The organism is Amycolatopsis sp. NPDC114478, assembly GCF_055633805.1.
In genome coordinates, this window is the sequence record NZ_JBVKDO010000024.1 from 1 (window position 1) to 24,839 (window position 24,839).

Annotated in this window: 24 protein-coding genes and 1 pseudogene; 7 read left to right on the top strand and 18 right to left on the bottom strand. The window is 72.9% G+C overall.

The annotated features are described in order from the left end of the window. Positions 1-109: 109 nt before the first annotated feature. The 6 genes and pseudogenes from ACZ7OH_RS42625 to ACZ7OH_RS42650 all read right to left on the bottom strand — a co-directional run bounded on the left by ACZ7OH_RS42625 (position 110) and on the right by ACZ7OH_RS42650 (position 7,058). Positions 110-1,225, bottom strand: a complete 1,116-nt coding sequence (locus ACZ7OH_RS42625; RefSeq protein WP_470286117.1) for a family 2 encapsulin nanocompartment cargo protein terpene cyclase — start codon at positions 1,223-1,225, stop codon at positions 110-112. A gap of 26 nt (positions 1,226-1,251) precedes the next feature. Then, positions 1,252-2,103 carry a geranyl diphosphate 2-C-methyltransferase gene (locus tag ACZ7OH_RS42630; RefSeq protein ID WP_400891802.1) on the bottom strand — a complete coding sequence of 284 codons (852 nt, stop codon included), beginning with the start codon at positions 2,101-2,103 and terminating at the stop codon, positions 1,252-1,254. 357 nt (positions 2,104-2,460) lie between these two features. After that, positions 2,461-2,535: pseudogene (locus ACZ7OH_RS42635) on the bottom strand (hypothetical protein); the annotation flags it as partial. Between the two features lie 99 nt (positions 2,536-2,634). Further along, positions 2,635-4,614 (bottom strand): DNA ligase D, encoded by a 1,980-nt coding sequence (gene ligD / locus ACZ7OH_RS42640; RefSeq protein WP_470286118.1) that lies wholly within the window; start codon positions 4,612-4,614, stop codon positions 2,635-2,637. A 72-nt stretch (positions 4,615-4,686) separates the two neighbouring features. Continuing rightward, positions 4,687-6,237: an FUSC family protein gene (locus tag ACZ7OH_RS42645; RefSeq protein ID WP_470286119.1), complete on the bottom strand. Its 1,551-nt coding sequence runs from the start codon at positions 6,235-6,237 to the stop codon at positions 4,687-4,689. Between the two features lie 263 nt (positions 6,238-6,500). Next, positions 6,501-7,058: a TetR/AcrR family transcriptional regulator gene (locus ACZ7OH_RS42650; protein ID WP_470286120.1), complete on the bottom strand. Its 558-nt coding sequence runs from the start codon at positions 7,056-7,058 to the stop codon at positions 6,501-6,503. A gap of 122 nt (positions 7,059-7,180) precedes the next feature. Between ACZ7OH_RS42650 and ACZ7OH_RS42655 the strand changes: the two genes are divergently transcribed. Then, positions 7,181-7,879 (top strand): alpha/beta fold hydrolase, encoded by a 699-nt coding sequence (locus ACZ7OH_RS42655; RefSeq protein ID WP_470286121.1) that lies wholly within the window; start codon positions 7,181-7,183, stop codon positions 7,877-7,879. A 16-nt stretch (positions 7,880-7,895) separates the two neighbouring features. Here ACZ7OH_RS42655 and ACZ7OH_RS42660 read toward each other — a convergent pair whose 3' ends face one another. After that, positions 7,896-8,774, bottom strand: a complete 879-nt coding sequence (locus ACZ7OH_RS42660) for an RNA polymerase sigma-70 factor (RefSeq protein ID WP_470286122.1) — start codon at positions 8,772-8,774, stop codon at positions 7,896-7,898. Positions 8,775-8,919: 145 nt separating this feature from the next. Here ACZ7OH_RS42660 and ACZ7OH_RS42665 point away from each other — a divergent pair, with 145 nt between their 5' ends. Next, positions 8,920-9,393, top strand: a complete 474-nt coding sequence (locus ACZ7OH_RS42665; RefSeq protein WP_470286123.1) for a carboxymuconolactone decarboxylase family protein — start codon at positions 8,920-8,922, stop codon at positions 9,391-9,393. Positions 9,394-9,416: 23 nt separating this feature from the next. Next, on the top strand, positions 9,417-10,034 hold the full coding sequence (locus ACZ7OH_RS42670; RefSeq protein WP_470286124.1) for a class I SAM-dependent methyltransferase: 618 nt from the start codon (positions 9,417-9,419) through the stop codon (positions 10,032-10,034). On the opposite strand, the gene ACZ7OH_RS42675 is transcribed toward ACZ7OH_RS42670, so the two are convergent. Beyond that, positions 10,027-10,695: an HAD family hydrolase gene (locus ACZ7OH_RS42675; protein ID WP_470286239.1), complete on the bottom strand. Its 669-nt coding sequence runs from the start codon at positions 10,693-10,695 to the stop codon at positions 10,027-10,029. The two genes, ACZ7OH_RS42670 and ACZ7OH_RS42675, sit on opposite strands and share 8 nt — an antisense overlap. 72 nt (positions 10,696-10,767) lie before the next feature. On the opposite strand from ACZ7OH_RS42675, the gene ACZ7OH_RS42680 reads away from it, so the two are divergent. Then, on the top strand, positions 10,768-11,421 hold the full coding sequence (locus ACZ7OH_RS42680) for a hypothetical protein (RefSeq protein WP_470286125.1): 654 nt from the start codon (positions 10,768-10,770) through the stop codon (positions 11,419-11,421). Positions 11,422-11,443: 22 nt separating this feature from the next. Here ACZ7OH_RS42680 and ACZ7OH_RS42685 read toward each other — a convergent pair whose 3' ends face one another. Continuing rightward, a complete protein-coding gene (locus ACZ7OH_RS42685) occupies positions 11,444-11,899 on the bottom strand; it encodes a DUF4383 domain-containing protein (protein ID WP_470286126.1) in 456 nt (151 codons plus the stop codon). A 246-nt stretch (positions 11,900-12,145) separates the two neighbouring features. Between ACZ7OH_RS42685 and ACZ7OH_RS42690 the strand changes: the two genes are divergently transcribed. Next, positions 12,146-12,871: an ATP-binding protein gene (locus ACZ7OH_RS42690; protein ID WP_470286127.1), complete on the top strand. Its 726-nt coding sequence runs from the start codon at positions 12,146-12,148 to the stop codon at positions 12,869-12,871. Between the two features lie 113 nt (positions 12,872-12,984). On the opposite strand, the gene ACZ7OH_RS42695 is transcribed toward ACZ7OH_RS42690, so the two are convergent. From ACZ7OH_RS42695 to ACZ7OH_RS42720, 6 genes are all read right to left on the bottom strand, one after another. Then, positions 12,985-13,206, bottom strand: coding sequence for a DUF2188 domain-containing protein (locus tag ACZ7OH_RS42695; protein ID WP_400891859.1), 222 nt, complete (start codon positions 13,204-13,206; stop codon positions 12,985-12,987). Positions 13,207-13,271: 65 nt separating this feature from the next. Further along, positions 13,272-14,138, bottom strand: coding sequence for a 4-hydroxyphenyl-beta-ketoacyl-CoA hydrolase (gene couO / locus ACZ7OH_RS42700; protein ID WP_470286128.1), 867 nt, complete (start codon positions 14,136-14,138; stop codon positions 13,272-13,274). Positions 14,139-14,153: 15 nt separating this feature from the next. Next, entirely contained in the window at positions 14,154-15,047 is an 894-nt protein-coding gene (locus ACZ7OH_RS42705) for a 3-hydroxyacyl-CoA dehydrogenase NAD-binding domain-containing protein (RefSeq protein WP_470286129.1), read from the bottom strand. Further along, positions 15,044-16,960: an acetoacetate--CoA ligase gene (locus tag ACZ7OH_RS42710; protein WP_470286130.1), complete on the bottom strand. Its 1,917-nt coding sequence runs from the start codon at positions 16,958-16,960 to the stop codon at positions 15,044-15,046. Before ACZ7OH_RS42710 ends, ACZ7OH_RS42705 begins: the two co-directional genes overlap by 4 nt. After that, entirely contained in the window at positions 16,957-17,733 is a 777-nt protein-coding gene (locus ACZ7OH_RS42715) for a crotonase/enoyl-CoA hydratase family protein (RefSeq protein WP_470286131.1), read from the bottom strand. The genes ACZ7OH_RS42710 and ACZ7OH_RS42715 overlap by 4 nt, the downstream gene beginning before the upstream one ends. Beyond that, positions 17,730-19,295, bottom strand: coding sequence for an acyl-CoA synthetase (locus ACZ7OH_RS42720; protein ID WP_470286132.1), 1,566 nt, complete (start codon positions 19,293-19,295; stop codon positions 17,730-17,732). The genes ACZ7OH_RS42715 and ACZ7OH_RS42720 overlap by 4 nt, the downstream gene beginning before the upstream one ends. A 354-nt stretch (positions 19,296-19,649) precedes the next feature. On the opposite strand from ACZ7OH_RS42720, the gene ACZ7OH_RS42725 reads away from it, so the two are divergent. Next, complete coding sequence (locus ACZ7OH_RS42725; protein ID WP_400891873.1) at positions 19,650-20,015, top strand: STAS domain-containing protein; 366 nt, start codon at positions 19,650-19,652, stop codon at positions 20,013-20,015. A 184-nt stretch (positions 20,016-20,199) separates the two neighbouring features. Here the strand turns inward: ACZ7OH_RS42725 and ACZ7OH_RS42730 are convergent, their stop codons facing one another. Next, positions 20,200-21,156 carry an NAD-dependent epimerase/dehydratase family protein gene (locus tag ACZ7OH_RS42730; RefSeq protein ID WP_470286133.1) on the bottom strand — a complete coding sequence of 319 codons (957 nt, stop codon included), beginning with the start codon at positions 21,154-21,156 and terminating at the stop codon, positions 20,200-20,202. A 102-nt stretch (positions 21,157-21,258) separates the two neighbouring features. On the opposite strand from ACZ7OH_RS42730, the gene ACZ7OH_RS42735 reads away from it, so the two are divergent. Next, positions 21,259-21,933, top strand: coding sequence for a TetR/AcrR family transcriptional regulator (locus ACZ7OH_RS42735; RefSeq protein ID WP_470286134.1), 675 nt, complete (start codon positions 21,259-21,261; stop codon positions 21,931-21,933). A gap of 7 nt (positions 21,934-21,940) precedes the next feature. Here ACZ7OH_RS42735 and ACZ7OH_RS42740 read toward each other — a convergent pair whose 3' ends face one another. Both ACZ7OH_RS42740 and ACZ7OH_RS42745 read right to left on the bottom strand, forming a co-directional pair. After that, complete coding sequence (locus tag ACZ7OH_RS42740; protein ID WP_470286135.1) at positions 21,941-22,870, bottom strand: anti-sigma factor RsbA family regulatory protein; 930 nt, start codon at positions 22,868-22,870, stop codon at positions 21,941-21,943. 91 nt (positions 22,871-22,961) lie between these two features. Next, positions 22,962-24,755 (bottom strand): thiamine pyrophosphate-requiring protein, encoded by a 1,794-nt coding sequence (locus ACZ7OH_RS42745; protein WP_470286136.1) that lies wholly within the window; start codon positions 24,753-24,755, stop codon positions 22,962-22,964. Between the last annotated feature and the right edge of the window lie 84 nt (positions 24,756-24,839).

Here is a 24,839-nt window from a genome sequence, read left to right on the forward strand (position 1 = left end):
CGTGGTGGCCAGGGTGCGGGCCGCGGCCCGGCCGAGGCTCTGTGGTGCCTGGTCGGTGTCCACCGGGTCGGTGACGGTCACAGCGAAAACCACCCAATCGATTCGTAGGTCAAGATCGGTAACGGAGGTTGGTGGCGTGCCAGGTGAAGCCGCCGCCCATCCAGGAACGGACGCCCACGAGGAACCGCTGCAGCTCCGGCGACGGGACCGCCATCAGCTCCCGGTGGCCGTCCTCGAACTCGTGGACGATCTTGTTGTGCAGCTCGACGGTCGCCTCGACCGCCTCCTCGACCGAGCACCCCCGGTCGGCGGCGATCTGCAGGACCATGTTGCAGACCGGCTTCTCGTCGGCCGCGTCCTTGGCCACCGAGTGCAGGTCGTTGACCAGCACCGACGCCGTCCCGGCCCGCATCATCGCCTCCCGCACACGCGGGTCGTAGTAGAACGGCGCGGCCAGCTCGTAGCCGCCGACGGCGTCGACGAGGGTCATCGACGTGTAGAAGCTGTCGTGCTGGCGGGCCGCCAGGTACTCCCACGCCGGGGGGTAGCGGCCCGTGTGGCGCCACGCCGCGTAGGCGTCCCAGCTGACGAACATCGAGAACGTCGCGTAGCAGACGCGCTGGACCAGCACGGGGGAGCCGTGCCGGCCCAGGTGACCGACCGCCGAGTGCAGCCCGACGAGAATCGGGTCCGCGCGCAGCGCTTCTTCGAGGGGCGCCGAGAACTCCCCGGCCGGCGCGACCGGGTCCATGGCCGCCATGACGAGCGCCAGGCGTGGCGGCAGTTCGGTCGGCGCCGCGCCCAGCGTGCTGTCGTCGGCGTAGTAGTCGTCGGCCGCCCACCAGACCGCGTTCAGCTGCGCCGCGACGAGCAGCCGGTCCGGGTCGTCGCAGTCGGGGTGGGCGAGCATCGCCAGCCTGCCGAAGCCGGCGTGGGCGATCTGGTCGAGGCCCGCGCCGGTGAACCCGCACTCCTCGGCCCAGGCGACCAGCCGCCGGTCGACCTCCCCGGCGAGGGCGTCGTCGACGCGGCCGGCGACCGGGCAGTACAACGGTGGCCCGCTGCCGTCTCCCCACGGCAAATAGGCGTAAGCCGGGTCCTGCCCGGGCGCCGGCGCGAACTGCGTCGCGATCCGGGCCGCCGCGGTGCCGAGGCCGAACGGGCCCGCGAGCAGGCTCGCGGTACCTCCGTTCGTCCATTGTGGACACTCGGTGCCGGTCGTCATGGTGCTCTCCCTCGTCGCCGGCCGCCTCAGACGCGGTCGGCGGCGATGAGCAGGTAGTGGAAGCTGCCCTCGCGGTAGGCGGTCAGGAACGGCTTCTCGACGCCGGTGGCGACCGACGACTGCTCCCGCAGCTCCCAGTAGGGGATCGTCGCGGCCGTCAGGTCGACGACGTTGATCGGCACGAACCCGTTGTCCGACAACGCCTTGAAGTAGTCGCCGCGGGCGTGGATGTTGCAGATGTAGTGCTGGTCGATCTGGCTCACCGCCCGCGACCGGCCGCCGGTCACGTCGTTGTAGCACCCGGTGATCGTCACGTACCGGCCGCCGGGCTTCAGCTGCCGCGCGTGCTCGGCGAACAGCTCGTGCAGGTCGACGTACATCGTGCTCTCGTTGTTCCAGATGCCCTGGAACACCCCGGATTCGAAGCCGGTGTCGAGCATGTTGCGCAGGTGGTAGCGGACCGAGCCGTCGATCCCGCGCTGCCGCACGTGCTCGTTGGCGAACGCGACCTGCTGCTCGGAGATCGAGATCCCGTCGACCTGGCAGCCGAAGCGCTGGTGGGCCATGACGCTCGTGCCGCCCCGGCCGCAGCCGGCGTCGAGCAGCCGGTCGGCGGGCCCGATCGGGCCGAGGTGGTCGAGGAGAACGTCGGCCTGCGCGGTCTCGAGCCGGTGCATCTCGGCGATGATCGCCTGGTCGCGCTGGGGCTCCGGGACTTCGAGCACGGCCGGGTCGTAGTCGCCGAGGCCGTAGTGGTGGTGGTAGAGACCGTCGACATCGCCCAGCCGGAGGTTCACCGGGTCCTTCTCCGCGTTCCAGTAGTCGGCGACCGACTGCTGGTACGCGGTGCGGGTCACGGGCTGGTCGAGAGCCGTCATCGAGAAACTCCTCGTTCGCGTTTTTCCTTGGTGTGCAAGGAACTCTCCGGACAGCCCGGTGTCGTCCCCTCCTCGTCGACGCTAGTGGCGGAAGATCCGCGGCGACAAGGAGCTTCACTCCCGCTGCCCGGGTGTGGTCCGTCTGGCCCAGTGACGGCCCTGCGGGCGGTGGTGGGCGGCGGCCGCGGAGGAACCCTTTAGAGACCCGGCGTGACTCGTCCGGTTGACGAGGTGCGACCGTGGGTCGCCGCCTGGGCCGGCAGACGGCACCGTCCGGCTCGACGGGCGTGGCGGCCCCGGGCTCGGAGCGGTTCAGCTCGGCGAGGTAGGTGTTCGAGAGGCCGAAGGTCTGTTGCATCATGACGGGCGCGGGGGCGCCGGGCAGCCGACGTGCCCGTAGCCGAGGGCGTGACCCATTTCGTGGTTGACGGGGTAGGTGCGGTAGCCGGTGAGGTCACCCCCGAAGGAGTGCGCGCCGCGGCCTCGGGTTCACGCTGAGTCGGAGGCTGCGCCTGGAGTTTCGGTGCAGTCTCAGGTCCACAGTGGCGCCCGGCTCTCGGCCAGACCGGCGAGCAGATCGCCGTGCTCGTCGACGCGGTCGAGGACCTCGTCCGCCGTGAACGTCAAGTGGTTCACGTGCCCGCACGCGCGGACCTCGTCCCACGTCACCGGGGTCGACACCGTCGGGTGGTCGCGGCCGCGCAGGGAGTACGGGGCGATCGTCGTCTTGGCCGGGTTGTTCTGGCTCCAGTCGATGAACACCCGGCCGGCGCGCTGTGCCTTGGCCATCACCGCGGTCACCGCATCGGGCGTCTCCCGCGCGAGCTGCTGCGCGAGACGCTTGGCGTACGCCGACGGCGCCGCCGGGTCGTCGGTGCGGATGCCGCAGTACAGCTGCATTCCCTTCGAGCCGGACGTCTTCGCGTACGGGGTCAGGCCGTCGGCGACGAGGACGTCGTGGAGGCGTTCGGCGACGCGGGCGCAGTCGACGACCGTCGTGCCCGGGCCGGGGTCGAGGTCGAACACCAGGCGGTCGGGCGGCTGCCGGCTCGCGTCCGACCCGACCGTCCACTGTGGAACGTGCAGCTCGAGCGCCGCCATGTTCGCCGACCAGACCAGTGCCGGGAGGTCGTCCAGGAGCGGGTAGTCGATCGTGTCACCGCTGCCGCGGGACCCCGTGCTCGGCAGGCGGACCGTGCGCAACCACGACGGCGCGCCGTTCGGGACGTTCTTCTCGAACCACTTCTCGCCGCCGACGCCGTGCGGGTAGCGGATGAACGTCACCGGCCGGCCGGCGAGGTGCGGCAGCAGGACCGGCGCGATCCGCGAATAGTAGTTGATCACTTCGCCCTTGGTGAACCCGTCCGCCGGGTACAGCACCTTGTCCAAATTGGACAGCGTGAGCCGCCGGTTCCCGGCCTGCACGGTGATCCGCTGCCCCACCGGCTCGGGCGGCGGGGGAGGAGCGGCGACGGGCTCGGCCGCCCGCGGGGCGAGGACGTCCGCCGGTTTCTTGTCGGCCCGCAGGCCGCGCCACGCGGTGTGGCGGACGCGGCCGCCGCGCGTGAACTGCCGGTAGACGATCTCCCCGACCAGCCGCGGCTCGACCCAGCGCGCGCGGACGGTGTCCTCGCGCGGCGGCGGCGTCGCGAACGGGTGGGTGCGGCGTTCGAGCGGCTGCAGCCGCGCCATCAGGTCGGCGCGGGCGGCCTGGCTGAAGCCGGTGCCGACGTCACCGATGTACACGAGGTCGCCGGTGCCGGGGTCGTGCGCGCCGAGCAGGAGGCCGCCGAGGGTGCCGGTGAAGCTGCGCTGCCCGGGGCGCCAGCCGCAGATGATCACCTCCTGCGTGCGGATCAGCGGGTGCTTGAGCCACGAGTCCGGCCGCTGCCCGGGCACGTACGCGGAGCTGCGCAGCTTCGCGACGACGCCCTCGTAGCCGGCGGACGCCGCGTGGTCCAGGAAGTCCGCCGGGGTGCGGCGGTCGGCGGCGAGCTCGTCGAAGGTGACCGCGCGGACCACCGAGACGCGGTAGGGATCGGGCATCGGCAGCGCGGCCAGCAGGCGGCGGCGTTCGTCGTAGGGCTCCTTCAGCAGGTCGCGGTCGCCGAGCCGCAGGAGGTCGAAGGCGAGGAACCGGACCGGGACGTCGTTGAACGGCCGGCCCTGGGGCCCGCTCTGGTGCCGGACCCAGCGGCCGCGGCGTTCCTGCATGAGCTCGAAGTCGATCCGGCCGTCTTCGCCGTAGACGACGACCTCGCCGTCGAGGTAGGCGGCCTGGCCGTCGAGCGCCGGGGCGAGCACGCCGGCGAGGTCGGCGAACTCGGGTGTGAAGTCGATGTTGTTGCGGCTGGTGAGCACGGTGGTGCCGTCCGGGGCGATCCGCATGGCGGCGCGGTAACCGTCCAGTTTGTACTCGTACGCCCATTCGGCGCCGCTGCGCAGCCGGCCGCCGTCGGCCTTGGCCAGCATCGGCTCGACCCACGCGGGGACTCCGTCGTGACCAGCCATGCCGAACCTCCGTGTGTGTTCCCCGAAGGTAACCCGTTCGGCCTAGCCGTGCTGGGTTTGTGCAGGTGAAAGCTACCGGAACGCTTGTTCCCATTCTTCGGCCCGCAGTTCGCCCGACGTCGTCCAGCACGCGGCCAGCAGGTCGTAGCCGCGGTGGACGAGCTCCACGTGCGCGGCCCAGTGCCGGCGCGTCCAGGCGAGGTCGTTGTGGGCCGAGTCGATCGCCGCGCGCGTCGTGCCTTCCAGCTCGAACTGCAGGTCGCGACGGTGGTCCACCGCCGCGGGACCGGTCGCGAGCAGCGTCCGCGCGGCGGTGCGGACGCGGGACTCGGTCCAGTGGAACGTCGTGCGATGGGCGTTCGGGGCGAGCAGGTACTGGGCGAGGACCGCGAGCGCGACGCCGATCAGCGTCTCCACGAGGCGGTCGCGGACGGCGGGGCCGATCGCGCCGGACGCCGCGACGCCGCCGGCCAGGAGCGCGACCGGCGTGATGAAGACGGCGGCCACGGCGTAGTTGCGCGGGACGAACAGCTCGGTGCAGAACTGCAGCACGGCGATCACGGCGACCAGCGCGATCCCGGTGGGCGCGAGCAGGGAGAGCGCGGCGAAGAGGGCCAGGCCGACGGCGGTCCCGGCGAAGCGCTGCAGGCCCCGGACGTTGGCGTGGAGGCGGTCGGTGCCCTGCTGCAGGACGACGAGCGCGCTGAGGACGGCCCAGTGCGGACGGGCCAGGCCGAGCGTCGCGCTGAGGGTGCCGGCGAGCAGGCAGGTGCCGCCGACGCGCAGCGCCGTCACCGTGGCGTGGGACCGGAGGCTCGCGGACCGTCGCAGCCGGTAACCGACGCTGGGGCGGGGGAGGGGGAGCGGCCCGGCGTCGTCGTCGGTTGCGGCGGTGAAGCGCCGGTGGGCGGCGATGAGGGTGGTGGCCAGGGCGGATTTCGGCTCGTGGCCCGCGTCGTGGACGGCGTTCCGGGCGGCCGAGAGAGCCGAGCCCGCGGCGTGCCGGAGGGCGGCGTTCGGGTTTTCGGTGTCCAGGAAGGCATCGACGGCCCGGACGGCTCGGTGGACGGCGGTGCGTTCCGGCTTTTCCCGGTCGGCGAGGGCGCCGGCCATGGACACGACGGCGGAGGACACGCCGCCGAGCGCGGTGCAGAGGAGCAGGGCCGGCGGATCGGCGCCGGCTTCGGTGGCGACGAAGGCGCCGCCGCAGACGATGGCGAAGAAGAGCGCGCCGGGCGGCCCGAGCCGGAGGGCGTCCACTGTGTAGACGGCGAGGACGGCGACAGCGGTGACGACGATGACGACGGCGGCTTTGCCGCCAACGGAGCCGACGGCGGCACCGAGCGCGGCGGCGAGCAGCAGGGCGGCAGCGGCGGTGAGGACCACGCGGGCGCGGACGCGGTAGGGGCGGCCTTCGCCGTAGAGGACGGCGAAGGCGCCGAAGGTGACGAAGAGCGCTTGGCCGGGGTGTCCGGTGAGGACGACGATGACGCCGGGCAGGAGGACGGCGCCGGCGGCCCGAAGCCCGGCGCTCCACCGGCGCCCGGCGGCGGGGAGGGCGAAGAGCAGGGCCCGCGGGCGGGCGATGCGGGGGAGTGGATCCTCGGGCAGCACGGCTTTCATTTCAGCACGCGGGGTGGGGTGGGTCGGAGTGAACCGTGTGCTGGGGTGAGGTGGGTCGCTCCGAGGGGGCCCCGGCGGCGGCGAGCTTGCGCAGGGTTTCGGTGCGGTCGGCGGTGGCGCAGCAGCAGACGGCACGCGGGACGGCCGGCGTTGCGGGATGGCCCGGCGCCATGGGTTCCTGGCGCGTGCGACGGCTCGCGAGGGCAAGTGCCGGGGCGTGCGAGTCCGCCAAGTCTTGTCCAGCAGAGCCGCGGCGAGTTCGATCAGGCCGGGAAGAAGTCCTCCACCGCTCGCCGCAGCGTCGCGCGCACCGTCTCCGCGTCGTCCAGCTCGCCGCCGTGCAACGCCCCATCGCGGAGGAGCACCAAGACCCGCGCCGCATGGTCGGGCTCCGGGTGGCCGGCCGCCGCGGCCTCGGTGCGCAGTACCTCGAAGAACCACTTGCGGTGGTCCTCGATCACCTGGCGGACCAGGTGGTCCGCGTCCGGGTACTCGGCCGCCGCGTTGAGGAACTGGCAGCCGCGGAAGTCCTCTCCGCACGTCGCCTCTCCCACCACCGCCAGCGCCGCCGCCAACGCCTCGCGTGGCGGCTTCCCCGCCCGCGCCGCGTCGACCGCTTCGCGGATTCGGCGGCTCGTCTCCGCCAGGTACGCCGCCACCAGGTCGTCTTTCGTGGGGTAGTGCCGGTAGAACGTCGCCCGCGTCACCGATGCCTCGGACACCAGCCGCTCGACCCCGACCGCGTGGATGCCCTCCGCGTAGAAGAGCCGCGACGCGGTCGCCAGCAGCCGGTCCTTCGGGTGCACGTCGGCAGTCGTCATCGGTCCACCATAGAGAAAGACCAGTCGTTCTGCCAGATCGGCTACGTCACATTGCCAAGTCATCCCCGAACGGCCAGAGTGTGGAGACAGAAAGACCAGTCGTTCTCTCTGAGGAGCCAGTCATGAGCAAGCCCACCATCGTCCTGGTCCACGGCGCTTTCGCCGACTCGTCGAGCTGGACGGGTGTCGTCGCGAAGCTGCAGGAGCAGGGCTTCCCGGTCGTCGCGGTGGCGAACCCGCTGCGCGGCGTCGAGTCCGACGCGGCGTACGTCGCCGACGTCGTCAAGGGCATCGAAGGTCCCGTGGTCCTCGCCGGCCACTCCTACGGCGGCGCCCTGATCACCCGCGCGGCCACCGAGACGCCGAACGTCCGCGCCCTGGTCTACATCGCCGCGTTCCAGCCCGACGCGGGGGAGAGCGTCTTCGAGCTGTCCGGCCGCTACCCGGGCGCGAAGCTCGGCCCGGAGACCACGAACGTCCTGGTCCACGAGGAAACGCCGGAGCTGTCGATCAAGCCGGAAGACTTCGCCGAGGTCTTCGCGGCCGACGTCCCCGCGGAGACGGCCGCGATCCTGGCCGTCACCCAGCGCCCGGTGGCCCAGCAGGCCCTGGCCGCGCCGTTCGAGGGCACCCCGGCGTGGACGAAGCTCCCGTCGTGGACGCTGATCGCCAACCAGGACAACGCCATCCCGGCCGCGGCCCAGGAGTTCATGGCCGAGCGCGCGTCCTCGACGGTCCGGCGGATCGACGCCTCCCACGCCGTCGCGGTGTCCCAGCCCGGCGTCGTCGCCGAGGTGATCGTGGCGGCCGCGGCCGAGTGACCCTCGGCTGATCGACTCACCGCCGCAGGGGGGTCTCTTCGTCCAAACGCGACAGTTTCTCGGGGTTGCGCACCGCGTACAGGCCCGTGACGAGCCCGTCGTCGATGCGCAACGCCAGAACCGTGTCCACCTCGCCGTCGCGGCGGAGGACCAGCGCCGGGTGGCCGTTGACCTGGGCCGCCGCCAGGGATCCGCGCGCGAAGTTGCCCAGGCCGGCGGTGAGCAAGCCGGCCACCGCCGAGGACCCGACGACCGGTTCGAGGACGGCCCGCACGACCCCGCCGCCGTCGCCGAAAAACACCACGTCCGGGGCGAGGATGTCCAGCAGCTCGCGCAGGTCGCCCGTCTCGACCGCGCGCCGGAACGCCTCCAGCGCGTCGCGGGACGTCGCGGGGGACACGTCGCCGCGGGGCCGGCGCGCGGCGACGTGGGACCGGGCGCGGTGGGCGATCTGGCGGCAGGTCGAAGGGGTCTTGCCGACGGCTTCGGCGATCTCGTCGTAGTCCAGGGCGAACACCTCGCGCAGCACGAACACCGCGCGCTCGGCCGGCGTCAGCGTCTCCAGCACCAGCAGCATCGCCATCGAGACGCTGTCGGCCAGCTCGACGTCCTCGGCGACGTCCGGCGCGGTCAGCAACGGCTCGGGCAGCCACGGGCCGACGTAGGACTCCCTGCGCCGGGCCTGGGTCCGCAGCCGCATCAGCGCCAGGCGCGTGGTGATCCGGACCAGGTACGCGCGCTCGTCGCGCACGACGGCGCGGTCCACGCCCGCCCACCGCAGCCACGTCTCCTGCAGGACGTCTTCGGCGTCGGCGGCCGAGCCGAGCATCTGGTAGGCGACGGTGAACAGCAGGTTCCGGTGGGCGAGGAACGCCTCGGTCGCGGGGTCGGCCATGGGTGGCTCCTCTTTCGGCGTCGAGCGGTCTTTCCCACCGGATGCCGGCCGCGCTCCCGTTGTGACCGTGACGGTGGTCACTGTCACGGGTCCGGGTGGCCCGGCATCTCCTGGTCGACCGTCCCACGACCGGGAGTGAGGAACCATGGAACCCCGTTTCGCCTTGACCGACAACGAAATCGGCGCGAAGTTCGCCAAGCGGTTCGGCACCGCGAGCCTGGCGATCGTCCAGTCGCCGCTAGCGAAGATCACGCAGGAGCTGGTGTCGCTGCGCGTCAGCCAGATCAACGGCTGCGGCTGGTGCGTCGACATCCACACGAAGGAGCTGGCCGCCGCCGGGGAGTCCGCGGTCCGGATCAACCTCGTCGCGGCCTGGCGCGAAGCCACGGTGTACACCGAGGCCGAGCGGGCCGCGCTGGCGCTGGCCGAGGAGGGCACCCGGCTCGCCGACGCCGCTCCGGGCGTCTCCGACGACACCTGGGAGAGCGTGCGCAAGCACTTCGACGACGATCGGACCGCGGCGCTGGTCGCGCTGGTGGCCCAGATGAACTCGGCCAACCGGCTCGCCGTGATCCTGCACCAGCGGGGCGGGGCTTACGAGCCCGGCATGTTCGGCTGACCGGTTCGTGGTTCGCTGGGGGCATGGCGAAGGCGCAGCGGTGGAACCGGTACTGGGACCGCAAGTCGGCGACCTACGACGCGGAGATGGGCGTCTGGGACCGCCGCCTCTTCGGCGACTCGCGGGAGTGGGCGTGCGGGCAGGCGACCGGCGAGGTGCTGGAGGTCGCCGTCGGCACCGGGCTCAACCTGCCCTGGTACCCGGCCGGGGTGCGGCTGACCGGCCTGGACCTGAGCAGCGGGATGCTGGAGATCGCCCGCACGCGCGCCCGCGAACTCGGCCGCGAGGTGACCCTGCGGGAGGGCAGCGCGCACGAGCTGCCGTTCGCGGACGCGTCGTTCGACACGGTGGTGTGCACGTTCGGCCTCTGCGCGATCCCGGACCCCGCGGCGGCCGTGACGCAGATGCACCGCGTCCTGCGCCCGGACGGGCGGTTGATCCTGGTGGACCACGTGGCGGGCTCGTCGGTCGTCGTCCGCGCGGCGCAGTGGCTGCTCGAGCTGGCGAGCGTCCCGCTGGCCGGCGAGCACTTCCGGCGCCGCCCGCTCAAGCTGGTGGAGGCGCTCGGGATGCCGATCGAGCGGCGCGAGCGGTTCAAGCTGGGGCTGGTCGAGCGGCTGGTGGCCCGGAAGGTCAGCTGAACAGCTCCGCCAACGGGCTGTCCTCGAGGTCAGCCAGCAGCGCGGCGACGTCGTCGTAGGTCGCGATCGCGCCCGCCTCCGTCAGCTCCGCCGCGCTGACGCCGCCCGACAGCACGCCGATCGTGCGCACGCCGGCCTTCGTCGCGGCCCGGACGTCCCAGACCGCGTCGCCGACGAAGATCGTGTCTTCCGGGGCCGTGCCCGCCTTCTCGAGGGCCACCCGCACCGGTTCCGGGTCCGGTTTCGTCGCCTCGACGTCCGAGCCGGCGACGATGTCCCGCACGACGTCGTCGATGCCGAGGGTCTTGCGCAGCACGTCCAGCTCGTCGGGACCCGCCGACGTCGCCAGGACGACCCGCACGCCCTTCGCGGCCAGCGCCCGCACCAGCTCCGGAGCCTGGGCGAACGGCCGCAGCAGCTCCGCCGTCTCCAGGTAGTAGCGGCTGTGCAGCTCGTTGGCTTCGTCGCCGACGCGCTCGGCGTCCTCGTCGCCCAGCAGGGTGCTCAGCAGCTTGCCGGAGCCCTTGCCGATCGCGCGGTGCACGCGCCAGGAGTCGACCTTCCGGTCCAGCTCGTGGAAAGCGCGCCGCCAGGCGTGGACGTGGAGGTAGTTGGAGTCGACGAGCGTGCCGTCGACGTCGAACAGGACCGCGGTGGCGATGGTGGTCTCCTCGGGTTTTCTGCGGGCTCCGGACGGGTATCGCCCGGGTACCCGACGCGAGAGGACCTACACATGACGACGCCGGTGACCGGGCTGGTGGCGGTCGGCTTCCGCGGGCTGGCGGCCGTGCGCCGCGCCCGCGCGTTCCACCCGGCCGGGCTGGTGCTGCGCGGCGAGCTGCGGCCGGTCGACGACGACCTGCCGTGGCCGTCCGGGCCGACGCCGGTCGTCGCGCGGCTGTCCAAGGGTGCCGGCACGCCGGGCCGGCTGCCGGACGCGCTCGGCTTGGCGGTGCGGATCCCCGGCGCGGGCCGCGACGGCGGGCCGTGGGACCTCACCTTGACGACGGCGGGCAGCGGGCACGTCGGCCGGATGCTGCCCCGTCCGGCGGCGACGTGGACCGGCGGGGCGTACAGCAGCCTGGTGCCCTACCGCCGCGCGGATCGGCTGATCTGGCTGGCGGCGTGGGCATCGCCGGAGTCGCCGCGGCTGGACGCGTCGCTCGAGTCGGTTCTGGCGGCGGGCGGCCTGGGGTTCGTGCTGCGGACCGGCCGGGAGGACGGGCGCTGGTGCGACAGCGCGGAGCTGACCCTGCCGGACGTCGGGGGTGACGCGCCGGCGTTCGATCCGGTGCGGTACCGCCCGGACGGTATGGAACTGGCTCCCGGGTGGCTGGCGCAGGTGCGGGAAAAGGCTTACGCGGGGAGCCGGGCCGGGCGGCCGTGAAGGGCCGCCCGGCCCGGGCGGCTCAGCGCGAGTCGGCGATCGGACCGCGCGTGGCGCCGAGCGGGATCAGGCCGAGCGCGATCATGCCGACGCCGAGGCCGAAGTGCAGCCAGTTGTCGGCCGTGTTGACCGGCACGAAGTTGGCCGCGCTGTCCTGGTCGATCAGCAGGCCGTAGAGCCACAGCACCAGGTAGACCACACCGCCGCCGACGAGGAACGCCTTGGCGCCGCCCGGAGTCCGGGCCAGCGCGAGCCCCGCGACGCCGAACGCCAGGTGCACGATGTTGTGCAGGATCGAGACGGTGAAGATCCCGAGCAGCAACGCCCCGGAGTGGTGCCCGGCACCGGTGAGCATGTCGTAGTTCGTCGTCACGCCGGGGATGAACCCCAGCACGCCGACCAGCAGGAAAACCACTCCCACGATCGCCGCGAGCAACTGGCGCGGGGTCCGCCGGACGGCGGTCTCCGTCGATGCCATGGTGGTTCCTCCGATTCGGATGGGACGGGCCCTCGGCCGGGGGCCGCGCCGGGGCGGCATGCCCGGCGCCGGGCCCGGCAAACCCGGGCCGCCGCACCGGTCGCCGGTGTGTCCGGGTTTCGCCCGATCGGCGGAAGCGGGGAGCGCCGCGGCGCGCGCCGGTCCGCGATCAACCGGAAACCCGTCGTTTGAGTGCTGCGTAACCGGCTATCCGGTCCTGAGGTCCTTTACCAGGAGGTGGTCCCGGTGCTCGCCCGGCACAATTCCGTCCGGCTGGTTTCCCCGGCCGGTTCGGCCGCCACCGCGTCCGTCGTCGGCGTGCTCGACCGGACGACCTATCCGCGGCTGCGCGACAGCTTGCTCGAGCTCGCCGCCGACGCGCGGGACGCCGTGCTCGTCGACGTCGAGCGCCTCGCCCTGCGGGATCCGGCGCTGCTGCGGGTGTTCGCGCTGGTCGCGCTGCGGGTCGGCGACTGGCCCGCGGTCCCGTTCGCCCTCGTGACCGGGCGGCCCGAGCAGCGGGCGGTGCTGGCCCGCCAGAACGTGCCCGTGTACGCCGACACTGCCGCGGCCGAAGCCGCGTTGCGCCGTCCCGCGGCGAAACGGGCGCGGCGGGTGCTGGTCCGGTCTTCGCGCACCTCCGCGTCCGCCCGCGCGTTCGTCCGGCGGACCTGTGCCGAGTGGCACGTGCCCGAACTGGCCGAGGACGCCGCGCTGATCGTGACCGAACTCGTCGAAAACACGCTGCGGCACACGGATTCGGTGCCCCGGCTGCGGCTGGAGCTGCGTCGCGGGCGGCTGGCCGTCGAGGTGGCCGACGAAAGTTCCCGCCCCGCCTTCGTCCGCGAAGGGCTGGATCTCACCGAGACGGGCCTCGGCATGCGGATGGTCGCCAAGGTCTCGAAGATCTGGGGGAGCAGCCGGCGCCGGTCCGGCGGCAAGACCGTGTGGGCCGTGCTGGCCCGCCGCTGAGGCCCGCGTCACGTACGGGAACACCGCCGCTTCCCCTGCGTTGTAACGGGTACAGGCTCCCGCCCCCGCTCGCAGGTACCCCCAGCCTTCGCCGAGCGGGGGCGGGTCTTCGTCTACTGTGGACGCTTCACCCGCGGCCGGTAGTCGCGCTCGGTCTCGACGTCGCCCTCCGGCGTGTGGACCACGTGCCCGACGCGCCGCTTCTTCGCGATCAGCCGGCCGGACAGCACGGCGTCGGTCCGGCGCGGCGAAGTGTTGGACGCCCGGCTCCCGCCTTCGACGCGGTTCTTCCACAGTCCGTCTTCGAAGTAGGTGTGCACGTCACCCTCGGCCACGACGTCCGCCTCCGTCCGCAAAGCACCAGGCTTCGCGGGTGCCCGGGGATGGACCGGACAAACGTTCAGGCCAAGCCGAGTACCCGGACGGCGTTCTCCTTGAGGATCAGCGGGCGCACCTCGTCCTTGAGGTCGAGCGCGGCGAAGTCGGCGAGCCAGCGGTCCGGGGTGATGACCGGGAAGTCCGAGCCGAACAGCACCTTGCGCTTCAGCAACGAGTTCGCCGCGCGGACCAGCTGCGGCGGGAAGTACTTCGGCGACCAGCCGGACAGGTCGATGTACACGTTCGCCTTGTGCGTCGCGACCGAGATCGCCTCGTCCTGCCACGGCACCGACGGGTGGGCCAGGATGATCGTCAGGCCGGCGAAGTCGGCGGCGACGTCGTCGAGCAGCATCGGGTTCGAATAGCGCAGCTTGATGCCGTGCCCGCCCGGCAGGCCCGCGCCGATGCCGGTCTGCCCGGTGTGGAACAGCGCCGGGACGCCCAGCTCCTGGATCGCCTCGTACAGCGGGTAGTACCGGACGTCGTTGGGCTCGAAGGCCTGCAGGCTCGGGTGGAACTTGAAGCCGCGGACGCCGTGCTCGGTGACCAGGCGCCGCGCGCGGTGCACGGCGGCCTTGCCGGCGTGCGGGTCGACCGAGCCGAACGGGATGAGCACGTCGGCGTGCTCGGCCGCTGCGTCGGCGATCTCCTCGCTCGAGAGCGCGGGGTGCCCGGTCGCGGCCGGCGCCTCGACCGTGAAGACGACGGCCGCCATGTTCCGTGCCCGGTAGTGCTCGGCGATCGACGCCACCGTCGGGGTGCGGTCCTGGCCGGCGTGGAAGTACTTCTCCGACGCGTCCAGCAGTTCCTGGTCGAGGGCGAAGCAGCCGTGCCCGTCCTGCTCGACGTGGGTGTGGACGTCGATGGCGGTCAGTGCGGAAAGGTCCACGGGAATCTCCGGTGCTCAGGGCAGGTCGGGCTGCGCGGCCTTGGCCGCCAGCAGGTGGTGCAGGACGGCGTCGCGCGCGGCGACGAGGGACCGGTCGTCGGTGCCGGCCAGTTCGGCGTCGACCCCGGCGACGAGCGTCTCGGCCAGCTCCGGGGTCAGGTGGACGCGACCGAGGTCGCGCCACCACGCTTCGGTCGGCGGGCCGAGGTGCGCGAGGACGTGCGCGAGGCCGCCCGCGCCGCCGGAGAGGTGCTGGTTGACGAAGGGGCCGAGCACGGCCCAGCGCAGGCCGGGCCCGTTGGCGATCGCGGTGTCGATGTCGGCGACCGTCGCGATGCCGCGCTCCACCAGCGAGTACGCCTCCTGCCACAGCGCGGCCTGCAGCCGGTTCGCGACGTGGCCGGGCACTTCGCGCGCCAACCGGATCGGCCGCTTCCCGACCGAGGTGTAGAACGCCACGGCCCGGTCGACGACCTCGGGCGCGGTGTCGCGGCCGGGCACGACCTCGACGAGCGGGATCAGGTGCGGCGGGTTGAACGGGTGCCCGACGACGACCCGCTCGGGGTGGTGCGGGCAGCCGCGCGCGATGACGCTCGGCAGCAGCCCGGACGAGCTGCTCGCCAGGACCACGTCCGGCCGCGCGGCCTCGTCGAGGACGGCGAACAGCGCGTGCTTGACGTCCTCGCGCTCGGGCCCGTTCTCCTGGATGAAGTCCGCGGCGGCCGCCGCTTCGCCGGGGTCGGCGACGAACCGCAGCCGATCCGTCGGCGCGTCTTCGAGCGCATCCCGCAGCCGCTCCTCGGCGCCGGGCGCGGGATCGGTGGCGACGACGTCGAGGCCGTGGGCGAGGAAGAGCCTCGCCCAGCTCTCGCCGATCACGCCGGTGCCGACGACCGCGACGGTGCTCACGAGGGGATCCCGAAGTGGTCCAGCGCGGTGGGATCGGCCAGGACGTCCCGGCCGACGACGTCGTCCGGCCGGGCACCGAGCAGGAGTTTCTTCACGGGCAGCTCCAGTTTCTTCCCGGTGCGGTTGCGGGGGATCACCGGGACGGCGGTGATCGTGTCCGGCACGTGCCGCGGCGACAGCGCGCTCTTCAACGCCGTCGCGATCTTCGTGCGCAGCGGCGCGTCCAGGACGGCATCCCGGAGGACGACGTAGAGGCGGAGATCGCCGTTGCCGCCCGCCGGGTCTTCCAGGTGCACGACGAGCGAGTCGTCGACCTCCGGCAGCTCCTCGACGACCGCGTAGAACTCGGCGGTGCCGAGCCGGACGCCGCCGCGGTTGAGGGTGGCGTCCGAGCGGCCGGCGATGACGCAGCCGCCGCCGGGGTCGAACCGGATCCAGTCGCCGTGGCGCCAGACACCCGGGTAGGTGTCGAAGTACGTGTCGCGGTAGCGGGAACCGGTGTCGTCGCCCCAGAACCCGACCGGCATCGAGGGCATCGGCGCGGTGATCACGAGTTCGCCCAGCTCGCCGGCGACTTCGGTGCCGTGCTCGTCGAACGCCTTGGCGTCGACCCCCAGGCAGGGCCCGGAGATCTCCCCGGCCAGCACGGGCTGCAGCGGGCCGCCCTGCACGATCCCGCTGCAGACGTCCGTGCCGCCGCTGCCGACGTTGAGCAGCACTTCGGGGCCGAAGACGTCCCGCACCCACTGGTAGCCCTCGGCGGGCAGCGGGCTGCCGGCCGCGCCGATTTGCCGCACCGCGGAGAGGTCGAACGACGCGGCCGGGTCGAGCCCCGCCTTCCGGCAGGCCATCAGGAAGCCCGGGCTCGCGCCCATCAGCGTCGCGCGGGTCTCGGCGGCGAGCCGCCACTGCCACGCCAGGTCGGGGTGCAGCGGGTTGCCGTCGACCAGCACGATCGACGCGCCGGTGAGCAGCCCCGAGACCAGCGCGTTCCACATCATCCAGGCGGTGGTGGAGAACCACAGGATCCGGTCGCCGGGGCGCAGGTCCCAGCTGAGGCCGTGGTTCTTGAGGTGCTCCAGGAGGATCCCGCCGTGGCCGTGCACGATCGCCTTCGGCTTGCCGGTGGTGCCGGAGGAGAACAGCACGCACAGCGGGTGCGCGAAGCCGACCGGCTCGAACCCGGGCGCGCTCTCGGTGAGGAGGGCGCTCCAGTCCAGGGTGTCCGGGAGGTCGTGGTCGCCGTAGGGGACGTGGACGACGTGCTCGACGGTCGGCAGGCCGGCGCGGATCTCGGCCACCTCGGCGCGGCGGTCGACGTCCTTGGCGCCGTAGCGGTAGCCGGACACGGTCAGCAGGACGCGGGGTTCGATCTGGCCGAACCGGTCGACGACCGACCGGGCGCCGAACTCGGGCGCGCAGGACGCCCAGACCGCGCCGAGGCTCGCGGTCGCGAGGTAGGCGACCACGGTTTCGGGGATGTTCGGCAGGTACGCGACGACGCGGTCGCCGCGTCCGACGCCGAGCCGGCGCAAACCCGCGCGGACCTTCGCGACCTGGTCGCGCAGCTCGGCCCACGTCAGTTCGGTGCGCTCGCGCGTCTGCGAGTAGGCGACGACGGCGACGTCGTCGGCGGGGCCGCCGAGGGCGTGCTCGGCGTAGTTGAGGGTCGCGCCGGGGAACCACTCGGTGCCCGGCATCCGCCGGTCCGGCACGACCGCACTTTCCGGGGAGTGGAAGTGCACACCGAAGAAGTCCTTGATCGACGTCCAGAAGCCGTCGAGGTCGGTCACCGACCAGCGGTGCAGCGCGGCGTAGTCGTCGAACGGGCGGCCGCGCTCGGCCAGCCAGGTCAGGTACCGGCCGATCTCGGTGGTTTCGCGGACGTCGGGCGCGACCGGGCGCAGGATCATCGGCCGACCTTCCCGGCGCGTTTGTCCAGGAACGCCTGCATCCGCTCCTTGGCCTCGGCGCTGCCGCTCGCGACGGCGGCCATCAGCGCCTCGAGGAAGTAGCCCTCGGCCGGGTTGGCCTCGGCGATGCGGGGAAGCGCCTGCAGGACGGCGAAGTTCGTGACCGGGGAGTTCGCGGCGATCTTGCGGGCCAGGTCGAGCGCGTGCGCCGAGCCGTCTTCGACGAGGTAGTGCGACAGCCCGGCGGCGTGGCCCTCGCCGGCGTCGAGGACGCGGCCGGTGAGCATCATGTCGGTCATCCGGTGCGCGCCGATCAGCCGCGGCACCCGCACCGACGCGCCGCCGCCGACGAACAGGCCGCGCTGGCCTTCGGGCAGCGCGTAGAACGCCGAGGGCTCGGCGACGCGGATGTGCGCGGCCGCCGCCAGTTCCAGGCCGCCGCCGACGACCGCGCCGCGCAGCACGGCGACGACCGGGACGCGCCCGCGTTCGAGCCGCTCGAAGGCGCGGTGCCACATCATCGAGTGCTCCAGGCCTTCGAACGTGTCGCGCTCGGTCAGCTCGGACAGGTCGAGCCCGGCGGAGAAGTGCTCGCCCACGGCGTCCAGCACGACGGCCTTGACCCCGCGGGGCGGGGCGCCGAAGAACGCTTCGAGGCCGAGCACGGTGGTGTCGTCGAGAGCGTTGCGCTTCTCCGGGCGCGCGAGCCGCAGCACGGCGATGTCGTCGTGCAGCTCCAGGCGCAGGGACGGGGGCAGGAGAGCGGTGGTCATGCGGGTCCGTTCGGGAAGGCTTCGGCGGCCCGCGCGCGGAGTTCGACGCGGCGGATCTTGCCGGTGGCGTTGCGGGGCAGGGCGTCGGTGAACCGGATGTGCTTCGGGATCTTGTAGCGGGCGAGGTGCTGTTCGAGGTGGGCGCGGAAGCCGGCTTCGTCGAGCTCGGCACCGGCCCGGCGGACGACGAAGGCGGCGCCGACCTCGCCCCAGCGCTCGTCGGCCACGCCGACGACGGCGCAGTCGTCGACCGCGTCGAGCCGGACCGCGACGGCCTCGATCTCGGCCGGGTACACGTTCTCGCCGCCGGAGATGATCATGTCCTTGACGCGGTCGACGACGTGGGCCCAGCCGTCGTCGTCGACCTTGACGACGTCGCCGGTCCGGAACCAGTCGTCGTCGACGAAGCTCGCCTTCGACTCCTCGGGCCGGTTCCAGTAGCCGCCGAAGACGTGCGGGCCGCGCACCAGCAGCTCCGCGGGCGTGGAGGAGAGCGGCTCGGGCGTGAGCTCGGGGCCGAGGGCGGCCACGTCGGTGAAGAAGTGCGGGACGCCGGCGGCGACCGGGTGGTCGAGCGTCCCTTCGTGGGTGGCCATCGAGACACCGGGAGCGGCCTCGGTCATGCCGTAGCCCTGGAGGAGTTTCACGCCGCGGTCGAGCCACGCGCGGGCGACGCGCTCGGCGACCGGCGAGCCGCCGTAGAGCACGCACGTGAGCGAGCTCAGGTCCGTGCGGTCCCAGTCTTCGTGGCGGCACAGCATTTCCAGCATCGTCGGGACGGCGGAGAAGCTCGTGATGCCGGCCTCGCCGATCCGGGCGAGGATCGTGCCGGGGTCGACCTTCGCGACCGGTTCCACGCTCCCGCCCTTGAACAGCGTCGGCAGCGTGATCTGGCCCAGCCCGACGCAGTGGAACAGCGGCGCGATGCACAGCGCCTTGTCGGTGCCCAGGACGTCGAGGTGGGCGAGCTGGTTGACGGTGTTCCAGGTGAGGTTCCCGTGGGTGAGGACCGCCGCCTTCGGCCGGCCCGTGGTGCCGGAGGTGTAGAGCAGCAGGCAGGGGTCCTCGAGCCGCACGCCGGTGGCCGGCGGATCGTCGCCGGCAGCGAGTTCGGCCTCGTAGTCCAGCCCGCCCGCCGGGCACGACGCCGGGTCCGTCGCGACGACGTGCCGCAGCGTCACCGGCAGCGGGCCGGCCACGAGGTCGTCGGTGTCCGGGCTGTGCACCAGCACCGAAGCGCCGCTGTCGTCGAGCATGTAGCGGATCTCGGCGGGGGAGAGGCGGTAGTTCAGCGGCACGAAGAGCGCGCCCAAGCGGGCGGTGGCGAAGAGCGTTTCGAAGACGGTGACATCGTTGACGCCGAGGTAGGCGACGCGGTCGCCCGGCCGGACGCCGAGCCGGGCCAGCGCGCCGGCCAGCCGTTCGACGCGCTCGGCGAGCTCCGCGTAGGTGCGCGTGCGGCCGGGCTGGACGAGCGCGGTGCGCCCGGGGGAGATCCGGGCGCGGCGCGCGGGCCAGCTGCCGAGGCCGAAGTCGGCCGGGCCGTGCGGCGATCGGGGCACGCGGGCACCTCCGGTGCTATATCAGGAACCCTGAGACGCCTTCGAGTCTGACTGTCACCTGCGCGGGCTGTCAAGGGCGGGCCGTCCGGCGGCGGGTTTTTGGTGCCTACGCCGGGAAGACGTGCTTTCGGCCGACAGTGGTTCACCGTCGGTTCGGCCGTTGGCGGGGTTGCGCCGTTTGGATCAAGTACTAGGCTGCGAGGGTGCGGTTCAGGAGCAGCCGCCCTCCCCCAGACTTGCCGGCGTTCGAGCGGGCAGTGGACACCGCTCGGCACGCCATCCGCGACTGAAGGCGTACTGAAGATGTTGGTCGTGCAGCACCCCGCGACGGCGATCCCCGTGCCGTCCCCCCGCGTGGAACGAAGTTCCTCCGCCATCAAGGTCATCCGGCCGTACTTCGGTGCGGTGATGGTCCGGATCAGCGGCGCGCTCGACGAGGACAGCGCCGCCGAGCTCGGCTCGGTCCTCGCCACCTGGGCGCACCGGCGGTTCCCGACGCTGGTGCTCGACCTCTCCGAGGTCGACTTCCTGGACTCGGCCGGGCTTTCCGTGCTCGCGGACATCCACGTCCGGACGGTCCGCGAGAACACCACCCTCCGGATCGTCACCGGCGACAACCGCGTCGTGCGCCGGGCGCTGGCCGGCAGCGGCCTCGACCACGCGCTGAACCTGAGCCCGCTGCCCTCGGGCTGGGAGCGGGCGACGGAGATCCCGAACTAGGCGGGACTTCCGGTACCCGCAGAACGGCGTTCTGCGGGTACCGCGTGCGTTCAGTGCCGCCGCGGCGCGACGGCCGAGCCTGGCTCGCCGACGCTTCAGGCACCGGCTCCCACGGCTCGTGCGGCGGCCGACGCGGTCCGCTCGGGCGCGAGTGCGGGGGAGCCGGTGCAGCACCGGCCGGCCGTCACCGCGCTGCTGCGTCGTGCCTTCCGGCGTGCTTCGGACCGGTGATCCCCTCGATCGTCTCGCGCAGGGCGTCGTCCGTCGGGGTCGGCTCGATGCCGAACGCCGCCGTCGCCGCCGATGAGTCCAGCACGAACGGCGCGCGCAGCTGGTACCCGACCTCCGGCATCTCGCGCGCCGTCGCGTTGAACAGCCCCGCCAGGCGCAACGCGATCCGGGGCATCGTCGTCACGCGGGCCGGCGGGGCTCCCGCCAGCTCCGCCGCGCGAGCCGCCAAGCTGCGCACCGACATCGGCGGTGGCGTCGGCGCGTGCCACGGCCGGCCCCACGCCCCTTCGTCCGCCGCGACCGCGACCAGCGTGCGCGCGACGTCGCCGACGTACGTCCAGCTGTGCGGCGCGTCGAGGTCGGCCGGGGCCGCCGCGCGCTTGCCCGCCAGGACCTTCGGCAGCACCAGCGCCGTGAACGCCGACAGCGCGCCCGCGCCGAGGTAGTCCGAGCCGCGGACCTCCGCGGTGCGGATCCGGCCGGCGGCGTGCGCCGCCAGCGCGTCGGCCCAGAGCTTCGCCCGCACCTCGCCCTTGACCGAGTTCGGGCGCGCCGGCAGCTGCTCGGTCATCGGCCCGTCGACCGCGCCGTACGCGTACAGGTTCCCGGTCGTGACGAGCACCGCGCCGCTCGTCTCGGCCGCGTGCACCAGCGCCGCACCCAGCGGCGGCCAGTCGGTGGGCCAGCGGTGGTACGCCGGCCCGGCGCAGCTGTACAGCGCGGCCGCGCCGGCCGTGTGCCGCGCGAGCGTGGCGGCGCCGGTCGCGTCCGCGGCCACGAGCCGGACGCCGTCGACGGCCGGGCCGGTGCCGCGCCGGCTCAGCAGGCGGACTTCGTCGCCGCGGGCGGCGAGCAGGCGCGCGGTGGCCGAACCGACCGGACCGGCGCCGACGATGACGTGCAGAGCCATGGAAAACCCCCAAGGAGAACACTGTTCTCGGACGAGAACACCGTACGAGCTCCGGGGTCGTCGAGTCAAGAACAGTGTTCTCGGCTGTGCGACACTGGGGCCGTGTCCGCCTCGTCGTTGCGTGCCCGGGTCCGCTCGGAGATGCACCAGGAGATCAAGGAAGTCGCCCGCCGGCGCCTGGCCGAGGAGGGCGCGAACCTGTCGCTGCGGGCCGTGGCCCGCGACCTGGGCATCGTCGCTTCGGCGCTGTACCGGTACTTCCCGAGCCGCGACGCGCTGCTGACGGCGTTGATCATCGACGCCTACGACGGCCTGGGCGACGCCGCGGTCGAGGCCGAAGCCGCCCTCCCGCGGGAGGACCTGCGCGGCCGGTGGCTCGCGGCGTGCCACGCGGTGCGGTCGTGGGCGCTCGCGCACCCGGCCGAATACGGCCTGCTCTACGGCAACCCCGTCCCCGGTTACGCGGCGCCGCAGGAGACGGTCGGCCCGGCGTCGAAGGTGATCCTGCTGCTGGCGGCCATCGTCGCCGAAGCGCCGGACGGCCCGGCCGGGCCGCCGGTGCCGGCCCCGGTCCGCACCGACCTGCGCCGCCTGGTCGACGAGCAGGCGGGCGACCTCTCGGAGGAGCGCCTGGACCGAGTCCTGCTCGCCTGGACGCACCTGTTCGGCCAGGTCAACTTCGAGGTCTTCCACCGCCTCGACGACATGATCCAGGCGCGCGCGGAGTACTTCGAGCACCACCTGACCCTGCTGGCCGGCCTCGCCGGCCTGCCCTGACGCGGGCTCAGGCGCGGAAGTACGCGCGGAACGTCGTGCCGTGGCCGCCGGTGTGCAGGCGGACCAGGTCGGCCAGGTAGTTGACCAGCAGCAGCCCGCGGCCCCGGGTCTGCTCCGGCGTCGCCGGGTGGCGGCCGGCCAGCGGGTCGGCCAGGGTGCCGCTGTCCTGGACCTCGCAGACGAACTCGCCGGCTTCGTTCCACAGCCGGACCGTGCCCGTGCCGCCGCCGTGTTCGACGCAGTTGGACAGCAGCTCCGTCACCACCACCTCGACGTCGGCCACCTGGTCGGCGTTCAGGCCGCCGGCCTTGGCCTGGACGTGGGCGGCGGCCCGGGCCGCCGAGAGGTCGGTCGTGCCGGCCAGCTCCACCACCCGCTCCGGCGGGGGACCCGGCGGCAGCGGCCGGTTGTAGCGGGCGAGGACGTCGTCGGGCGCGTACGCGGCGCTCGCGCGGTGGCCGGCGCCGTCGATCAGGACGGGGTGCGTCGCCTCGGCGTCGGCCAGCGCGGCCGGGTCGAGGCTCGCGACGTCGTACGGACACAGGATCGTCACGTCCCGGCCGGCGAACGCGTGGTTGATCAGCGCTTCGTGCTGCACGCACGCCGGGTACTCGACGGCCGACCGCCCGGCCCAGATCGGCTCGCCGATGATCCGCACCGGCCCGGCCGGGTGCTTGTCGGCGAAGGCGCGCAGGACCCGCGGGATGATCCGCCCGGGGTTGCGCCCGGCTTCGGTCATGTCCAGCAGCCGGACGCGGTCGGCGTCCGCGCCGAGCTCGCGGCGCAGCAGGTCGAGGTTCGGTCCCGGCACGGCGACGGCCACCGGTTCACCGGCGGCGAGCCCGGCCCAGACGAACGGAACGGTCCCGGCCACGTACTCGGCGTCGTCGCGGTAGAACAGCGCGGGGTGCACGAAGGGGTCGGCGGGCGCGCTCAACTTGCCTCCTCCATCTGCCGAGGACGCCCTCTAGTATGCGCGACCGGCCTCACCGGTCCGGGGGAACCCCGCCTCGGCCCGGTCGCCGGCGTCAGCGGTTCTTCCCGGGCAGGAACTCCTGCAGCTTCGTCTTGACCCCCTGCGCCACAAGGTGGAACGCGTCGGGGTCCCCCTTCAGCACCGCCTGCGCGGCCGACTTCACCTGCTCGAACGTCGCGTGCGGCGGGATCGGCGGCACCTCGGGGTCGCAGCGGACGTCCAGCACCGCCGGCTTCCCCGCGGACAGCGCGGTGTCCCACGCCGGCGCGAGCTGGTCCGGCTTGTCGACGGTGACCGCGGTCAGGCCCAGCGAGAGCGCGAAGCCGGCGTAGTCGACGTCCGGCAGGCTCTGGGACTCCTCGAACTTCGGCGCGCCGCCCATCGCGCGCAGCTCCCAGGTGACCTGGTTCAGGTCGTTGTTGTGGAACACGCAGATCACGCAGCGCGGGTCGCTCCACAGGTGCTGGTAACGGGCGATGGTGATCAGCTCGGCGAGGCCGTTCATCTGCATGGCGCCGTCGCCGACGAGCGCGATCACCGGCCGGTCCGGGTGGGCGAACTTCGCGCCGATCGCGTACGGCACGGCCGGCCCCATGGTGGCCAGCGTCCCCGACAGCGACCCGCGGATCTCGCCGCGGATCCGGAGGTTGCGGGCGTACCAGTTGGTGGACGAACCGGAGTCGGCGGTGACGATGGCGTTGTCCGGAATCCGCTTCGACAGCTCGGAAACGACGGCCATCGGGTTGACCGGGTCGGCGTCGACCGCGGCTTCCTTCTCGACGGTCTCCCACCAGGAAGCGACGTTCTTCTCGATCGTCTCGCGCCACGACCGGTCCGGCTTGGCCGCCAGCTTGGGCAGCAGCGCGCGCAGCGTGGCCGCGCTGTCGCCGACGAGGTTGACCTCGGTCGGGTAGCGCATCCCGATCAACCGGCCGTCCAGGTCGATCTGCACCGCCCGGGCCTGGCCGAAGTCCGGCAGGAACTGGCTGTACGGGAAGTTCGAGCCGACGATCAGCAGCGTGTCGCAGTCGCGCATGAGCTCGTAGCTCGGCCGGGTGCCGAGCAGCCCGATCGCGCCGGTCACGTACGGCAGCTCGTCGGACAGGACGTCCTTGCCCAGCAACGCTTTCGCGACCCCGGCGCCGGTGATCTCGGCGAGCTGCCGGACTTCTTCGGCGGCGCCGCGCGCGCCCTGCCCGACCAGGACGGCGACCTTCTCGCCGGCGTTGAGCACCTCGGCCGCCGCGTCGAGGTCCCGCTCGGGCGGGACCGGCGCGGACCACGACGTGCTCGGCGGGCTGGACGGCACCTGCTTGAACGCGTGCTTCGGCGCTTCGTACGGTTCTTCCTGCAGGTCGGCGGGGATGATCAGCGCGGTCGGGCAGCGGCCGGCTTCGGCCGTGCGGATCGCGCGGTCGAGCGCGTTCGGCAGCTGCTCGGCGACGTTGACCTCGACGAGGTATTCGCTCGCGACGTCCTTGTAGAGCGCCTGCAGGTCGACTTCCTGCTGGTAGCTGCCGCCCATCGCGCTGCGTGCGGTCTGCCCGACGATCGCGACGACCGGGACGTGGTCGAGCTTGGCGTCGTAGAGCCCGTTGAGCAGGTGGATCGCGCCCGGGCCGGACGTGGCCATGCAGACCCCGACGCGGCCGCTGAACTTCGCGTAGCCGACCGCCGAGAACGCGGCCATCTCCTCGTGCCGCGCCTGCACGAACCGCGGCTGGTTGTCCGCTTTGCCGAACGAGGCGACGAGGCCGTTGATCCCGTCGCCGGGGTAGGCGAAGACCTGCTCGACACCCCACTCGCGCAAGCGTTGGAGCAGGTAATCGCCGACTGTCTGTGCCATGAGTAACTCCCTGTGCGTCCTGGGCTTCCGGTGGCCGGTTACCCGTATGGCGCCCGTGGAATCGCGATACCCGCTCCCGACCGG

Bases quoted from the DNA above. Each gene is read 5' to 3' on its own strand.
- ACZ7OH_RS42625 (WP_470286117.1), bottom strand. From the start codon at position 1,225: ATGACGACCGGCACCGAGTGTCCACAATGGACGAACGGAGGTACCGCG.
- ACZ7OH_RS42630 (WP_400891802.1), bottom strand. From the start codon at position 2,103: ATGACGGCTCTCGACCAGCCCGTGACCCGCACCGCGTACCAGCAGTCG.
- ligD (WP_470286118.1), bottom strand. From the start codon at position 4,614: ATGGCTGGTCACGACGGAGTCCCCGCGTGGGTCGAGCCGATGCTGGCC.
- ACZ7OH_RS42645 (WP_470286119.1), bottom strand. From the start codon at position 6,237: ATGAAAGCCGTGCTGCCCGAGGATCCACTCCCCCGCATCGCCCGCCCG.
- ACZ7OH_RS42650 (WP_470286120.1), bottom strand. From the start codon at position 7,058: ATGACGACTGCCGACGTGCACCCGAAGGACCGGCTGCTGGCGACCGCG.
- ACZ7OH_RS42655 (WP_470286121.1), top strand. From the start codon at position 7,181: ATGAGCAAGCCCACCATCGTCCTGGTCCACGGCGCTTTCGCCGACTCG.
- ACZ7OH_RS42660 (WP_470286122.1), bottom strand. From the start codon at position 8,774: ATGGCCGACCCCGCGACCGAGGCGTTCCTCGCCCACCGGAACCTGCTG.
- ACZ7OH_RS42665 (WP_470286123.1), top strand. From the start codon at position 8,920: ATGGAACCCCGTTTCGCCTTGACCGACAACGAAATCGGCGCGAAGTTC.
- ACZ7OH_RS42670 (WP_470286124.1), top strand. From the start codon at position 9,417: ATGGCGAAGGCGCAGCGGTGGAACCGGTACTGGGACCGCAAGTCGGCG.
- ACZ7OH_RS42680 (WP_470286125.1), top strand. From the start codon at position 10,768: ATGACGACGCCGGTGACCGGGCTGGTGGCGGTCGGCTTCCGCGGGCTG.
- ACZ7OH_RS42685 (WP_470286126.1), bottom strand. From the start codon at position 11,899: ATGGCATCGACGGAGACCGCCGTCCGGCGGACCCCGCGCCAGTTGCTC.
- ACZ7OH_RS42710 (WP_470286130.1), bottom strand. From the start codon at position 16,960: ATGATCCTGCGCCCGGTCGCGCCCGACGTCCGCGAAACCACCGAGATC.
- ACZ7OH_RS42715 (WP_470286131.1), bottom strand. From the start codon at position 17,733: ATGACCACCGCTCTCCTGCCCCCGTCCCTGCGCCTGGAGCTGCACGAC.
- ACZ7OH_RS42730 (WP_470286133.1), bottom strand. From the start codon at position 21,156: ATGGCTCTGCACGTCATCGTCGGCGCCGGTCCGGTCGGTTCGGCCACC.
- ACZ7OH_RS42745 (WP_470286136.1), bottom strand. From the start codon at position 24,755: ATGGCACAGACAGTCGGCGATTACCTGCTCCAACGCTTGCGCGAGTGG.